The sequence below is a fragment of the Microcoleus sp. Pol12B3 genome (assembly GCF_036701355.1).
Lineage (GTDB): Bacteria > Cyanobacteriota > Cyanobacteriia > Cyanobacteriales > Microcoleaceae > Microcoleus.
This window is the reverse complement of the sequence record NZ_JAUBQS010000018.1, coordinates 80,912-96,695: the sequence shown is the minus strand read 5'-3', so window position 1 is coordinate 96,695 and position 15,784 is coordinate 80,912. Positions and strand designations below refer to the sequence as shown.

Below are 15,784 nucleotides of genomic sequence, written 5' to 3'. Positions count from 1 at the left end.
TCAACAGTCAACAGTCAACAGTCAACAGTTAACAGTCAACAATCAAATTTTAAGAATCATTAGTCGTGCCGTCGGGCATAATTGCCCGCCTCAAATCTGCATCGCGGAAGTTAGTTCGATTGAGATTAGCGTCAATCAAAACCGCTTCCACCAAAACAGCCCCGCTAAAATTAGACCAGCACAGCTTGGCCCGGTACAAATTAGCTCCGCTCAAATTAGCTCTTGCCAGCGTTGACCAACTCACATTAGCAACTCTCAAATTAGCATTGCTCAGATTAGCTTCGCTCAGATTAGCTCCCACCATCGTTACTTGGCGCAAGTCTGCACCAGCCAAGTTGGCCCCGCTCACCATCGCCCCGCTGAGAATTGCCTGATTCAGGTTAGCTCTTTCTAAAAGCGACTCGCTGAGGATGGCATTTGTCAGGTTTACCGCTTTGAGAGTTGACCAACTCAAATTTGCCTTCATCAAATTAATGCGAATCATGCTAGCGTCGGTTAAGTTGGCCGCAAACAAATTCGCTTCGGTAAAGTTGGCTTCGGTCAAGTTAGCTTCGGTCAAATTAGCCTTGGTCATGTTGACTTCTCTTGCCATTGAGCCGCGCAGGTTGGCTCCCATCAGGTTAGCCCCGCTGAGATTGGCGCGGCTCAAATCGGTACCGATGAGATTTGCTTCGCTGAGGTTGGCTTCCGTCATATCCACCCCTGCCAATTTCACCTCACGCAAGTTCGCTCCCGTCAGGTTAGCGCCTTTGAGGTTTGCGTCTTGGAAATTCGCTCTGGTAAAGTTAGCCTCGCTGAGGTTTACCCCTTTTAAGTCGGCCCCGACGAGGTTAATCTCTCGAAAATTTCTTTCTCCGGCCGCATATTGCCTCAGAATTCGATCGGCCTCCATGTCATTCGCCTCGCAATTTTTTTTAAACGTTAGAGTGATGGGTGTTACCACATCATCCCAGATAACTACGGTATTCACTCTGCACGCTGTACTATCTGTAGAATCTTTGCACTGCTTTCGGGACACTGCTGTGCCACTGCCTCCTAAAAGGTCTGACAAATATCAAAGCTTCTGAGAAAATCAACAATAGGGTAAAACTCTCGGCGCTCGGCACTGAGTCAGTCGAGTTTAGATTTTAGATTTTTAGATTTGCTCCACAGATTCATCTGGGAGCCGGAACTTTGGTCTAAAATTATGGGCTCACCACGACGATTATCGGAAACTTGTATTCGTTTTTGGGCGAGCTGGCAGTTGACAACTGTCAACTGTCAACTGTCAACTGTCAACTGTCAACAGACAAAGGAAATTTTAAAATGCCTGAAAATTTGAGAAGCCAAGCTGTGACTGGGGGCGTGCAGCGCGCGCCCAACCGAGCAATGCTGCGGGCAGTCGGTTTTGGTGACGGCGATTTCACTAAGCCGATTGTGGGGATTGCCAACGGGTACAGCACGATTACGCCCTGCAATATGGGATTGAACGACCTCGCTTTGCGGGCTATTGCGGGTGCAAGGGAAGCCGGCGCGATGCCACAGATGTTCGGTACGATTACTATCAGCGACGGAATCTCGATGGGAACTCAAGGGATGAAATATTCTCTGGTTTCGAGAGATGTAATTGCTGATTCCATCGAAACTGTTTGCAACGGCCAAAGTATGGACGGGTTGCTGGCTGTCGGCGGTTGCGATAAAAATATGCCGGGGGCGATGATTGCGATCGCCCGCATGAACATTCCTGCTATTTTTGTTTACGGCGGCACGATCAAACCAGGACACCACAACGGACAGGATTTAACCGTTGTCAGCGCTTTTGAAGCAGTCGGTCAATTCAGCGCGGGCAAAATTGACGAAACAGAACTCAAAGCAGTGGAAGAGAAAGCTTGTCCGGGTGCGGGTTCCTGTGGCGGAATGTTCACAGCAAATACGATGTCGAGTGCTTTTGAAGCGATGGGCATGAGTTTGCCTTATTCTTCGACAATGGCTGCTGAGGATGCCGAAAAAGCTGACAGCGCTGCCGAATCTGCAAAAGTTGTGGTGGAAGCGATCCGCAAACAGTTGTTACCGAGCCAAATTTTGACTCGCAAGGCCTTTGAAAATGCGATCGCGGTAATTATGGCGATCGGCGGTTCAACCAATGCTGTGCTGCATTTATTGGCCATTTCCAATGCGATCGGCGTTGAACTGACCCTCGACGATTTTGAAACTATTCGAGCGAAAGTGCCGGTGCTGTGCGACCTCAAACCCAGCGGCAAATATGTAGCAACCGATTTGCACAAAGCCGGCGGCATTCCCCAAGTAATGAAAATGCTGCTAGAAAAGGGTTTACTGCACCCAGACGCGCTGACAATTACCGGTCAAACTGTGGCTGAAGTGTTGGCAGATATTCCAGCCGAACCCCGCACCGACCAAGATGTCATCCGTTCTTGGAACAACCCGCTTTACGCCCAAGGACATTTAGCAATTCTGAGAGGAAATCTGGCAACCGAAGGAGCCGTTGCTAAAATTAGTGGCGTTAAGAAACCGCAAATTACCGGCCCGGCGCGGGTATTTGAATCTGAAGAAAATTGTTTAGAGGCAATTTTAGCGGGCAAAATTCAAGCCGGAGATGTGATTATCATCCGCTACGAAGGGCCCAAAGGCGGGCCGGGAATGCGCGAAATGTTAGCACCAACTTCGGCAATTATTGGCGCCGGTTTGGGCGATTCTGTCGGGTTAATTACTGACGGTCGCTTCTCTGGCGGAACTTACGGAATGGTGGTCGGTCACGTTGCACCCGAAGCACAAGTTGGCGGAACAATTGCTTTGGTAAAAGAGGGCGATTCGATTACAATTGATGCTCAAAATCGCTTGTTGCAGCTCAATGTTTCTGATGCAGAATTGGAGCAGCGGCGCGCTCTTTGGCAGCCTCCTAAACCTCGCTATACTAAGGGCGTTTTGGCTAAATACGCTAAGTTGGTTTCTTCTAGCAGTGTCGGTGCTGTGACTGATTTGGGTTTGGGTTAAAGTTGGAATTTTTTGTAACTGCAGATGAAGGCAGATAAACACAGAGGAACGCAGATAAAATCCAATCTCCTTTCATCTGTGTCCATCCGCTGATATCTGCAGTTACAAAATTCTCAAATTAACTTCGCTGATTCAAAAAGCGGCTAGCCATCGACATTGCGTCAGTAATATCTACATCGCCGTCTCCATCTCCATCTAAAAACGTATTCAAAACGGGATTTCCCCCCAGGGCTGGATTTTGAGCATTGCCGCCGGTTTGTAGCAAATTCAGTACGAGCGGCACCAAAACAGGTATCATCGCTTGCACTGTGGCGTTATTCAAACCGGTTCTTTGGGCGATATCGGCTACTATTTGCGTCAGTTGGCCTGCTCCGAACAAACTCTGTACTGCTTGGGGATTGGGATTTGTGCCGCTAAATTGGTTGACAAGTTGTTGAGCTTGTGCGTCTCCTGACTGCGATCGCACGTCTTGCAATGCCGATCGCACATATCCGCCCAAAACCGACATTGCTAGCTGAGTCGTGCCCGCATCGACGCCCTGGTTGCCGCTCAACTGCTCTACCGCACCGATAATGTTGCCCAACTGATTGGGACTTGCTTGTTGGTTGGGATTGTCGATCGCGCTCAAAATTTGGTCAAATAGTCCCATAATTTCGCTCCGTACAGTGATTGCTCAACTTTAAATTATAGCAACTCCTGTTTTTCAAGATTACTGAAAATAGTTTTGATTTGGGTATTATCACTCATTGAGTGGGGGAGCGACAGCCAGTCAGTAACCAATCTCATACCATTTTAAATTTTAGATTTTAGATGTTAAATCGGGAATGAATTCTGACATCAAAGTGGCGAGCTTGCTTGGAGTTGCATTCTTTTTTGAAACAGGGATAAAAACGAATAATTTTTAAGTTTTTACAGTTCCTCTTTTTTCGGGCTTGGTTGGTACGTTCTCGTTGCCGAGGGAATTATATTCACGAGCAATTGGAGGTTGTAAGAGCGCATTTTGCATTGAATCCTCCTGCTTAATCGGCAGGGCGATCGAAAACTCCGTCCCCGTTCCTACCTCCGACCAACAGTTAATTGTTCCGCCGTGTTTCTTGACGATAATTTCGCGACCAATTGCCAATCCCAAACCAGTACCTACACCTCTCGGTTTAGTAGTAAAGAATGTTTCAAACATTTTTTCTTGACTCTCTGGCGCTATTCCCATACCGTTATCAGAAATTCGCACTACTACTGAATCGTCGTCCAAGTATTCTGTAGCAATCACAATTCTCGGCGTAAAACTCGATGCTTCCTGGAGTGACTCCGAAGCCGATTGTTTTTTCACCTCATCAGACCTGAATTTCTCACTTTTTGCTTTCTCTTCCACAGCATCTAGTGCATTATTCAGAAGGTTCACAAATACCTGGTAAAGCAAACCCATATAGCCTTCAACAGTCGGAATATTCCCGTAATTTCGCACCACTTCAATGCCCTGTTTGATGCGGCTGTTGAGAATCAGCAAACTGCTGTCTATGCAGGCGTGCAAATCGACGGGATGAGGGGCTGCATCGTCAAGACGAGAAAAATCTTTCAAACTTAAGATAATAGCTTTGGCTCTTTCAGCGCCTACTTGCATCGAGTCAAATATTTTGATCAAATCTTCTTTGAGAAAATCGATGTCTATTTCTTCGCCTTTTGCCAGCACTGCGGCAGGGGGGGTGGGAATTTCTGTTTCATAAGTTTTGAGAAAATCTAAAATATCTTCAACATAATGTCTCGCCGGGTCGATATTGGCATAGATAAAATTGATTGGGTTGTTAACTTCGTGAGCAACACCGGCTAACATCCGCCCCAAAGTTGCCATTTTTTCATTTTGAAGTATCTGGCTTTGTTGTTCAGATTTCAATTCTTCTAGCAACTGATTTACTTTCTGAATCAGTTGATTCAGCGAAGCTGCTAATACTCCCACTTCATCGTTGCTGGTAACTGGTACTTGCAACTGAAAATTAGATTCTTCAGTTACTCGCTGAGCAATTTTAGTAACAGCGGCGAGAGGTTTGGCGATCGCCCGACTGGTCAAGGCCACTAGCAATGCTGCAACGACGATCGACAATGCCATGCTACCCAAAATTATTTGCACCCGCAGCGCCTGCGCTTGCAGCAGAGCCTCCCGCCCAGCATCTTCTTGCTCTTGGGCGCGATCGATAATTTCTGCTATATCATTGACCGCCCTATCTAGTTGCAACCCTATTTTATCTCGATCTAAATTCGACAGTAACTTACGTTTAACACTTTGTTGAGCGGGGTTATTTGGCAGTTTACTAATTTTTTTATTAACTATTTCTAGTCGATTTATATAATTAGATAACAAATCGCAAGTTTGTCTAAATTTTTCTATGCCTTCTATATCTTCCAGGTATTTAGGATTTTTAGCGTCAGAGAGCAACAACTTCAAATTGTAAATATTGTTTTGTAGCTGTCCATATTTGCTGTTAAAAAGTTGCGGTTTTTCGATCCAGTAAATCAGCCCCTCTTGGCTGTTTTGCATTCGCAGTAAAGCCACCTGCAACTTATTTAAAAGCTGACTTTCTCGATCGATATGTACTTGATTGTTCGTTCTGCGATAGTAATGATTGCCCGCCAACATCCCGACAGTCGTTCCCGCAATCGCAACACAAAGAGCCAGTGCGTACCCACTGCTGATTTTGTCGCGAATACTGAGGTTGCCCAAGGAACGGGCTATGTGAGCGAAATAATTGGGCTTTAGTGGCTGGCTCTCTTTGATCTTATGCTCGCAAGAGGTAGAGAGTTCTTGTGAAGGCTGATTCAGATGTTTGAGCTGCATAGATGCTAACCTGTGAATTATTCACGCACTGACAATTCAGTCTAACTTAACTCGCGGCTGATTTGAGAGTACCGCATGGATACTGAATTTGATAATTTTTGTGAATTAGGATGCTTTTACCCTGCCTAATAAACCCGGTTTTTCGTTTCCGCTTTCGGACATTCTAGGAGGCACTGACCTGAATAAACCGGCTTTCTGGATACTTCATGTGATATTTTATTCTTAATAAAAAAGTATGGCTCCACTTGCGATCGAATAAATCACCGAATAAATAAGTAGGTAGATGCAAATAAACCAGCCTGCGGTTCCAGCGGGTGAGCGGCTGTAGCTGAGTTATCGTGCAAGCTACAATTGCAGCAAGAGGACCATCGCACTTGTCCGTCCTGCTGGCGCTACAACGCCGTAAATCGCGCCCGCAGTGCGACATAATCGGGATTTGCGGGTTCGCGCAGTACGATCCTCTTCGAGGGCTTCGCTAACGGGCACTGCGGCATTTTAGATTTGAGATTTTAGATTTGCAATGACTGATGACTATCGGCGTAATGTAAAAATCAAAGCATAACCCTTTTATTTGCCACTCCCCTCATGCCTTTGCCGCGCCTGTTAACCTTAATTGCTGCTTTCTGCCTCGCCCTGGGGTTGATTATTGGGCTGGTGAGTTCCTTAACAGGGCTTTACAGTCAAGTTGCGTGGTCTGCTTCTCCGCTGCTGGCTAATTTGTTGATTTTCCTAATAATTGTACTTTTGGGAACCCTAATTTTTGCGCTTGTTTACTATTTTAGGCTGCTGCAACGCCCTCAGAAAGTTAAGGGAAAACGGCCGATTACTCCGAAGGTTCCTGTTGTCAAAAGTGAAGCAGCTTCGGAAAACCTTAAAGCAATTCGGCAACAAGTCGATCGCATTCAAGATGAAGTAGCGCGGCAAGCTTTGCTGTTGAGAGCTCGCGAAATTGAAGCTAGCATGGCTCGCGGCAGCGTTCGAGTAGTTGTTTTCGGCACAGGTTCTGCGGGCAAAACTTCCGCTGTGAATGCCCTGGTGGGGCGGATGGCGGGACAGGTGGGCGCGCCGATGGGAACTACGGAAGTTGGCGAAACTTACACTCTGAAATTGAAAGGAATCGATCGAGAATTAGCAATTACTGATACCCCAGGAATCTTGGAAGCGGGAGTTGCGGGGACTTACAGAGAAGAATTGGCGAGGCAGTTGGCGGCCCGGGCAGATTTAATCTTATTTGTTTTGGACGGCGACTTGCGAAAATCCGAGTACGAACCGCTGCGGACTTTGGCGGAAATTGGCAAAAGGTCGATCGTGGTTTTTAATAAAGTTGACCTTTATCCCGACACCGACAGAGATGAAATTCTCGATAGACTGCGGCAGCGAGTCAAAGGTTTTGTAGCAGCAATGGATGTAGTAGCCATTAGCGCCAATCCGCAAAAAGTTGTACTAGAAGACGGCACAATTTTTCAGCCAGACCCGGATATTATGCCATTAATTCGGCGCGTCGCTGCGATTTTGCGAGCCGAAGGCGAAGACTTAATTGCGGACAATATTTTGCTGCAATCTCAGCACTTGGGAGACCAAGCGCGCAAGTTAATTGATGCTCAAAGAAGGCGGCAAGCTGATAAAGCAGTAGAGCGATTTCAGTGGATCGGAGCCGGAGTAATTGCCGTAACCCCTTTGCCAGTTGTGGATTTGTTAGCGACAGCAGCAGTTAACGCTCAAATGGTAGTAGAAATTGCCAAGATTTACGGCTGCGAATTAAATATCGATCGCGCCAAAGAATTGGCATTGTCTCTAGCAAAAACCCTAGCAAGTTTGGGAATAGTTGAAGGTGTAATTCAAGTAGTGTCAAGGGCGCTGCAGTTAAGCGTAGCGGGGTTTGTACTGGGCAAAGCAATTCAAGCAGTCAGTGCCGCTTATTTAACCCGAATTGCTGGTAAAAGTTTTATTGAATATTTCCGCCACGACCAAGATTGGGGCGACGGCGGCATCGCCGAAGTCGTGCAAAGGCAGTTTCAGTTAAATCGTAAAGACGAGTTTGTCAAAGCATTTGTCAAAGATGCGATCGCCCGGGTTGTCGAACCTCTAAACATTTATCAGCAGGAATCGGAACCAGAATTAGAAATGTCAGCCGAATTAGAATCAGAAATAGAACCAGAAGCATTGTATCAACAGCCGCAATACGATGATTGGGAAACTTACAACAACAAACGAAAGGATGACTGGTAATGAGGCATTGGGAATTGGGCAAACAGGGAATTGAGAATTGGGTAATTGCGATCGTTCAATGAGATGTTCCCTGAGTATGCTTTGTTGAATTTTATTAAGAAATTTTACAATAATTTTACACCTCGGATAGACTCCGGGGAGATCAAATCAAACCGAGCGATCGGATGGAACATAATTTTGATAAGATTTAAGCTTGATAACAAAATTTGCTATTGTGCGTCCGGGTAAAAACAATGAGCGATCGACCAATTATTCTCGGTATTGTCGGAGACAGCGCAGCGGGCAAAACCACCCTGACGCGGGGAATTGCCCAAGTATTGGGGCCAGAAAATGTCACTGTGATTTGCACTGATGACTATCATCGCTACGACAGAAAGCAGAGGGCCGAAATCGGAATTACAGCATTGCATCCCGACTGCAATTACCTCGACATCATGCAGCAGCACCTCAGCCTGCTGCGTACCGGACAAGCAATTCTCAAACCCATCTACAACCACACCACAGGTACATTCGACCCGCCGGAATACATCAAGCCCAGCAAATTTGTCATAGTTGAAGGTTTGCTGGGTTACGCAACCCGAACAATCCGCGATTCTTACGATGTAAAAGTGTATCTCGCTCCCCCAGAAGAGTTGCGGACTCAGTGGAAAGTTAAGCGCGATATCATGAAGCGCGGTTATACTGAAGAACAGGTGCTTGCAGAAATAAGAAAACGGGAACCGGACTCTGAAGACTTCATTCGTCCTCAGCGCAAATCGGCCGACGTTGTAGTTAGTTTTTACCCGCCAGAAGCTGACAATCAATCGAATTTAAGCGTCCGTTTAGTGCTCAGACCGACAATTCCTCACCCTGATTTTACTGAAATTTTAGGTCGAGGCAGCGATAGTTTTCAACCTGCAATTCGCTTGGGACTCGATCGGGATATGGGCAAACCAGTTGACGTTTTGGAAGTAGACTCGCACGCTACCAGCGAGCAAGTAAACGAACTGGAAATGATTTTGTGCAGCGAGTTGCCCCACCTGCGGGGATTTTGCTCCGCCCAAGGCAACCCGGAAATTGGCAAACTGATCGGTACAACTGGTGAAGTTTTGCAAAGTTACCCCCTAGCTTTGACGCAGTTGCTAGTTGCATATCACATGATGAAAGCTATTCATGTCTATTAGTTAGTTGTTAGTTGTTATTTGTTTATTGGTTTTGGGTGATTAGTTCCACTCACCATTAGCAATTACTAATTCTCATTAGTAACAAATAACAACTAACTCATGACTAATGGCTGATAATTTGAGAGTCGGCAATTTTCCAGATGCCATCCCAATACTCTAAGGTATAGCGAACTAGCTTAGTATTGAAACTGCTACTATCGACTTTACCATTTCGGTAAACTGTGGCATCTTCGGTGACTCTGACTTCAATAGTGGCTTTGTTCCCAGATGCTGCAAAGCGTTCGACGGATTCAACTTTTTGGACACCGTATCTGTACTGAGAATTGCTTTTTCTCAGATAGTCTATCCCTTTGACTGTATCGGCATACAAAATACCTGTAGTCATTTTAGCCAGCAATTGGCGATCGAATGGAGGAGCAAATATTTTCTGCTTGGCCTCCAACCACTTGCTAATTAAATCCGAAGCTTGTCCGAGAGTAATATTCTGAGCTTGACTAATATGATCTTTGCAGTAATTTGTTGCAATCCGTTGTCTGGTGCAAGTAATATTTTCCGCTTTGGCGGGCGGAGTCAACAACAAAGGAGTTAAGATAGCGATTAAAATTATCGGTTTCATATCTAAAGTCCTCCATCATGTTAAATTGACTTTATTTAGCCAAAATATAGGTGAGAATTATTAGCCGATTATCTCAACCTATCGTTAATTAATCGGTAATTTTGTCTACATGATGTGCTGGGGAAATTTCGGAATTTTAATTGTATTATTTTTCTCACGATTGAGAATAAATCCTGGGCGATCGCAAAGTCGGGTTGGCAGTGCCTAATTGCTGAAGTGGCATGGAGACTGGCAACTGACTTTGAGGTGCGGGCAGCATTTCGCCTCGGAAGTCGAGGAGGGTGACGAGCAGCAGGTAGGCAACTGCTAAAATTATAGAAATCACCCCAGTGATAATAGCAATAATTTTTGAACGATCCATATTCCGAATATTTTAAGTACAGCTAATATTAGTTTAACATTAAAAAGAGCAATTATTACTTAACTGATGCAATAGAATATAATCAGGTGCTACTTATTTCGCTTACGAAAATGGAACCTCTTATAGATGCGCCCACTTCCACCGAGATGCCAGGAGCTACCCCAGTAGTGGAAACATTTAATCTGGGGAAGTTCTACCGTACCGGCTTCTGGATGAATGAAAAAATTGAATCGCTCAAAAATTGCACTCTGACTGTCTCTGAGGGGGAAACTTTCGGGTTGTTAGGGCAAAATGGAGCGGGGAAAACTACGCTGCTGAAAACTTTGCTGGGTATAGTGCGCCCCACTTCTGGGCGGGCGCTGCTTTTGGGGAGACCTTTGGGCGATCGCACTGTGAAGCAGCGAGTCGGCTATTTGCCAGAAAATCCCTATTTTTACGATTATCTCACGGGCTGGGAATTCTTGCAATTTGCGGCGGGGTTATTTCAAATTCCCCCCTCGATTCAGCGGCAGCGAATTCCGAATTTGCTAGACTTAGTTGGCTTATCTCAATCGGCGGCAATTAAAAAACAGTTGCGCCAGTATTCTAAGGGAATGCTGCAACGGATCGGCATGGCTCAAGCTTTGATTAACAATCCAGATGTGGTATTTTTGGATGAGCCGATGTCGGGTTTAGATCCGATGGGACGCTATCAGATGCGGGAGATAATTTTATCTCTGAAAAATCAAGGAAAAACAATTTTTTTTAATTCGCATATATTGTCTGATGTGGAGAAGATTTGCGATCGAGTGGCTATTTTGGCGAAGGGTGAGTTAATCTGCATTGGTGCGATCGACGAACTCTTGGGTAATACTGAAACTTACCGGGTTGAAGGTAGGGGCGGTCACTTGAATATCCTGAAAAAATGGATGCCGGATATGGAAGTTGATAATGATTTGTGGTACGGTCATTTGCAGGGCGATCCGAAGGAATTTCTTTCTAGTCTGAGCGGTACCGGAGGGCAGCTAATTGGTATGAATTTGGCTAAGCCTAGTTTGGAAGAGTTTTTTATGCAGCAACTGCAAGAAAGAGGGATTTATTCTAGTGGTTGAAGTCCATAAAATCGGCGGCTGAAACTCGGCGGTTGAAACCGCGGCTACACATACAAAGTCCGCCTTCGCGGACTAAGAAAACGGGCTCTTCTGCCAATTCCACAACACATCAAGCAGGACTTACGCACCATATCTAGATGTAGGGGCTTTCATCAGCGGGGGGATTGGCCTACAAAATCCTATATTTAGAGGCTGTGCGTAAGTCCTGTCTCATTGACTGAGATATAAATTCGCCAAGCTAGTAATCGTTCAGATTGCTTGTCAACTTTGCACACATAAAGTATCGTCAACAGAGAGGAGGTAGTAATGAGCTTTCTTTCAAAAAATCTTTAACCAAAACTAATACTATATTCTGCCTAAAAAGTAATGTCTCTAAAGTTTCCTTGCAGGGAAAAAAGTAAGACTTAATTCCGAGAGATAGGTAGCAGCTTACAATCGTAAATTTTTGAATGGGCGGATATCTGTGTTGTGGGGAGAGACCGGATCTGGGAAGCAGCCCAGATGTATTGAAAGTCGATCGCTCAATTATGCCGACTGATTAAAATACAAGTAAGTTTGTTGGCAGGGTAAAAAATGTCTAACATTCAACTCGGCAGTCTTAAGAATAACTATTTCAATATCGATTTCGTTGGTAAGCTAGATTCCACAGACATTTATCGTTTCAATCGTCCTGCTTCGGGCAGTTTCCAAGTCTTGGCTGAAGGTTATAGCGGCGGTCTGAAAATGGAACTGCTCGACAGCCAAGGAAAGCCGCTCGAAACGATCTCAACTAGCGGCAAAAATCCCGGAACTCTCAGTACCGAGAATTTGGGCGCAGGAGACTATACTCTCAAAGTTTCTCCCATCTCCTCCGACACAAACTATCAGATTAGTCTGGCCGTAAACGAAAAAGTTGACCCGCTCACGGGTTTGAAGGTTGACTCCGGTTTTTTTACGCCCGATCGCGCCGGTGAAGTAGGCTTTGATTTCCTGTATGATGGCGGCGGATTCAAAGGACAATTAGCCATATTTAGTTTGCAGGGTATGGAGAAATTTACTCCAGGCTCTGAGGAGTTTATCAAAGAAGCTGCAAGAAGGGCTCTGAGTAATTCGGTGTTAGGTCACGTCGTGATTTCTGATATTACAGAAGGCACAGATCCTCAATTCAGGGGCACTTTAGGAAAGGTAAATCTGAACACCGGTTCCTACAAAGGTGTGAAGAAGTTTTCGATGAACCCAGGAGAAGCATTTGCTGTGATGCTGGTGCCAGATGGCACGGTTAAGGAAGTATTTGATAAGCCTGATATTGGCGGCAACAAAAGTCCGCTGTTTTCGCTATCTAGCAGTGACGAGGATGATGGTTGGCTGTTGGGCCAGGTGGCAGATATTACTGGCGATGGTAAGACATTCGCGATCGAGGATCGATCGATTACTCCGCTGTCAGATTACGACTACGATGATGTGATTTTCCGTTTGACGGGTGCGACTGGCAAAGCGGTGGAGGTGAAAGAAGTTATCACTCCGGCTAAGGATTGGACTAAATCTGAAGGCGGTAAGAAATTAATCGATTATGTCAAATCAAAACTGCCTGATGAGCGCAAACCGCCTGCGGATACAGAACCGCCTCCACCCGCACCAACACCATCGCCTGCACCTGCACCAACACCTGCGCCTGCACCTGCACCAACACCTGCACCTGCACCGCTACCAGCGCCTGCACCAACACCAGCGCCTGCACCGCTACCAGCGCCTGCGCCTGCACCGCTACCAGCGCCTGCACCTGCACCGCTACCAGCGCCTGCACCAACACCAGCGCCTGCACCTGCACCAACACCTGCGCCTGCACCTGCACCAACACCAGCGCCTGTGCCAACACCAGCGCCTGCACCTGCACCGCTACCAGCGCCTGCACCAACACCAGCGCCTGCACCTGCACCGCTACCAGCGCCTGCACCAACACCAGCGCCTGCGCCTGCACCTGCACCGCCGTCGATCGATGATACCCAGTTACCGGCTGAAACTCAACCGCCTGCTGATCCTGCACCGCCTCTAGAACCAAAGAAGCCCAGCCTGCCTTTAATCGGGATTATCGATACTGGGTTTGCTGCCAACAATCCGGATCTTGATTATTCTAAAGTGACACTGGGGCGCGATCGCATTGACGGTGACAACAACCCTTTAGTGTCGTCTGATGCAGAAAACGAACACGGCACGGCTGTTTGGAGTTTGATTGGCGCTCGCGCAGGTAATAATATTGGCATTGACGGTATTAACGATCGCGCTCCTGTTTGGCTGGGACGCGCCAGCGGTTCCGGGCAGTGGGACTTGTCGCTGACAGATTTCGTGCATGAAGCTAAGGCACGGGGGCAGCAGAATGCTATTGTCAACCTCAGCCTGGACTTAACTCAAGTTAACGGCGAGGGCAACGTGACGACTCGCTACGAGTTGACGCCCAGAGAACGGGCGGCTTTAGAATATGCTCGTCAGAATGGAGTGCTGCTGGTGGTTGCTGCTGGCAACGACGGCGGTGTGATGTCGGTTTTGGGTCAAGCTTCCCAGGAGTTTGACAATATTATGACTGTTGGGGCGTTTGACGGAGTGCGCCGATCGTCCTATTCCAGTTACGGCTATGGTTTGGATGCTGTAGTTGCCGAGGGGGAGAACAATCTAGATTCGCTTACGGGAACTTCTTTTGCAGCAGCGAAAGCGACTGGGAGGGCGTCTGTTGTGTGGGAAAGCAATCCAGAGTTGAGCGATCGGCAAGTAATTGATATTCTCAAACAAAGTGCGATCGATGTCAATTTACCGGGTTGGGATCGGAAAACAGGTTTTGGATTGTTGGATTTAGATAAAGCCGTGCAGTTAGCGAAGGAAACAGCACCGCAAGAAAGCACTCGCGCAGAATTCGCAACACCTGAAACTTGGGGTTACGAAGGGCTCGTAAAACCGATGGAACGAGCTACGGCAGATCGATTTAACGGCAAATCTTATGAGTGGCAACCTTACACGATTCAAGCCGGAGATAGTCTCAGCGAAATTGCCAGAGAAACAATGGGAAGCGCTGCTCCCGATTACTACAAATTCATTGCCAAACACAACAACATTTCCAATCCCAACGTAATTTCTAAAGGTCAAAAAATAGAGGTTCCTGTAGAAGTAGCGGCATCTGATGGCGGTGATAATTCGATCGAAAAGCCAGAGCAACCGTCACCTAATTCAACTAATTCAAGATCGATCAACGGTCACAACATTGCTGACAAGTTCTATCCGGTTTACGACAAATATCAAAATACGCTCGGCAAACCTAATTCAGATGTTACCAACTATTCAGGCAATGTCAGCTATCAACTATTCGAGCGCGGTTCGATCGTCAGCAGTCCTAAAGGAACTTTTCCGATTTACGGTGCGATCCGTCAAGAATATTTGAAAACAGGCGGGCTTGATGGTAGGTTGGGAGTTCCGAGAAGCGGGGAGATCGATCGGGGTAACGGTAATAAGATTCAATACTTTGAAGGCGGTCACATCTATTGGAATGGCAGTAAGGCGACTGCTTACCAAGAGCCTGGTAAACCATCCAATCCTGGCGACAGCAAGCCTGGAGAAAATAGCAACAGCGGTAACACTGAAAGCGGTACAAAACCTGAAAAACCGCGAACTATTCCCAATGGCTTCGAGTCTTTGTCTAGTGCAATAGGTATTGATTTTTATCGCAGAGGCTCTGACTACGTACAAATTGTAGATCTAAGCAAGGGAGCCTCCGTCAAGTTCCTTCATGGAGAAATTACTGAGGAGGGCAATAGTCCTGAGTTTAGGACTCAAACTATTGATGAAGCTTGGTCGGATTTTTCCGGAAAAAATCCTCGGCCTTTCTCTGTTACAAATGGTCAATACTTCGATCAGGGATTTTTGAGTAAAGTGAATAATTTTGGGTTCGGGGGCTTCTTCGGAGATACAAGCGCTCAAGTTATTCACTCTCTAAAAATTGATGGACAAGTAGTAAGCACTGGCGCTAAAACTCAAGAAGATGCAGACAGTTTACTAATGTTAGAATTGTTCGGCAATCGGGCAACTATCCAGGACTACGATCGGAATTTATTCGATTCATCTTCAGCCAAAAATATTCTGGTCAGCTACGATCCTATAGAGTATGGAGCATCACGGAATACGGAACAGGGAAGAACATTCATCGGTGTTGGCGATCTTCATGGTTCTGATGGGATTAATGAGAGTGTTTTACTGTTTACTTCTGACAAATCCACTCAAAATAATGCTGGTGATACTCTCAAAAATTTTGGAGCTAATAAAGTAATGATGCTAGATGGTTCTGGTTCGTCTAAATTAAATGTGAAGGGCAAAACTCTTTTATCAGGAGACAGCAGAAAAATACCACAAACAATAGGTGTAGTAGGTGGGGTATTCGGTCCGTATTTGCCTCCGAAACCTGGATTAATGGGTATTTGAAATTATGCGATCGCTTCTAGTCGATAGCCTCAAACTAACTCCCGTTTCGATCGTTGAGGTGTAGGG

10 protein-coding genes are annotated in these 15,784 nt (G+C 46.2%); 5 read left to right on the top strand and 5 right to left on the bottom strand.

Annotated elements, in window-relative coordinates:
* Positions 1 to 49 precede the first annotated feature (49 nt).
* Entirely contained in the window at positions 50 to 892 is an 843-nt protein-coding gene (locus QUA53_RS11765) for a pentapeptide repeat-containing protein (RefSeq protein WP_333077249.1), read from the bottom strand.
* Between the two features lie 413 nt (positions 893 to 1,305).
* Here QUA53_RS11765 and ilvD point away from each other — a divergent pair, with 413 nt between their 5' ends.
* A complete protein-coding gene (gene ilvD, locus QUA53_RS11760) occupies positions 1,306 to 2,991 on the top strand; it encodes a dihydroxy-acid dehydratase (RefSeq protein WP_333097198.1) in 1,686 nt (561 codons plus the stop codon).
* 118 nt (positions 2,992 to 3,109) lie between these two features.
* On the opposite strand, the gene QUA53_RS11755 is transcribed toward ilvD, so the two are convergent.
* Entirely contained in the window at positions 3,110 to 3,640 is a 531-nt protein-coding gene (locus tag QUA53_RS11755; RefSeq protein ID WP_333097200.1) for a hypothetical protein, read from the bottom strand.
* Positions 3,641 to 3,892: 252 nt separating this feature from the next.
* Positions 3,893 to 5,818: an ATP-binding protein gene (locus QUA53_RS11750; RefSeq protein ID WP_333097202.1), complete on the bottom strand. Its 1,926-nt coding sequence runs from the start codon at positions 5,816 to 5,818 to the stop codon at positions 3,893 to 3,895.
* A gap of 585 nt (positions 5,819 to 6,403) precedes the next feature.
* On the opposite strand from QUA53_RS11750, the gene QUA53_RS11745 reads away from it, so the two are divergent.
* Together QUA53_RS11745 and QUA53_RS11740 are read left to right on the top strand one after the other, a co-directional pair.
* Positions 6,404 to 8,047, top strand: coding sequence for a GTP-binding protein (locus QUA53_RS11745; protein ID WP_333097204.1), 1,644 nt, complete (start codon positions 6,404 to 6,406; stop codon positions 8,045 to 8,047).
* A 233-nt stretch (positions 8,048 to 8,280) separates the two neighbouring features.
* Complete coding sequence (locus QUA53_RS11740; protein ID WP_333097206.1) at positions 8,281 to 9,210, top strand: phosphoribulokinase; 930 nt, start codon at positions 8,281 to 8,283, stop codon at positions 9,208 to 9,210.
* 103 nt (positions 9,211 to 9,313) lie between these two features.
* Here QUA53_RS11740 and QUA53_RS11735 read toward each other — a convergent pair whose 3' ends face one another.
* Both QUA53_RS11735 and QUA53_RS11730 read right to left on the bottom strand, forming a co-directional pair.
* Positions 9,314 to 9,826: an ARC6/PARC6 family protein gene (locus QUA53_RS11735; RefSeq protein ID WP_333097208.1), complete on the bottom strand. Its 513-nt coding sequence runs from the start codon at positions 9,824 to 9,826 to the stop codon at positions 9,314 to 9,316.
* Between the two features lie 154 nt (positions 9,827 to 9,980).
* Positions 9,981 to 10,187 (bottom strand): hypothetical protein, encoded by a 207-nt coding sequence (locus QUA53_RS11730; RefSeq protein WP_333097210.1) that lies wholly within the window; start codon positions 10,185 to 10,187, stop codon positions 9,981 to 9,983.
* A 110-nt stretch (positions 10,188 to 10,297) separates the two neighbouring features.
* On the opposite strand from QUA53_RS11730, the gene QUA53_RS11725 reads away from it, so the two are divergent.
* Together QUA53_RS11725 and QUA53_RS11720 are read left to right on the top strand one after the other, a co-directional pair.
* Positions 10,298 to 11,278: an ABC transporter ATP-binding protein gene (locus QUA53_RS11725; protein WP_333097212.1), complete on the top strand. Its 981-nt coding sequence runs from the start codon at positions 10,298 to 10,300 to the stop codon at positions 11,276 to 11,278.
* Between the two features lie 573 nt (positions 11,279 to 11,851).
* Positions 11,852 to 15,718 (top strand): S8 family serine peptidase, encoded by a 3,867-nt coding sequence (locus QUA53_RS11720; RefSeq protein ID WP_333097213.1) that lies wholly within the window; start codon positions 11,852 to 11,854, stop codon positions 15,716 to 15,718.
* Positions 15,719 to 15,784: the final 66 nt, after the last annotated feature.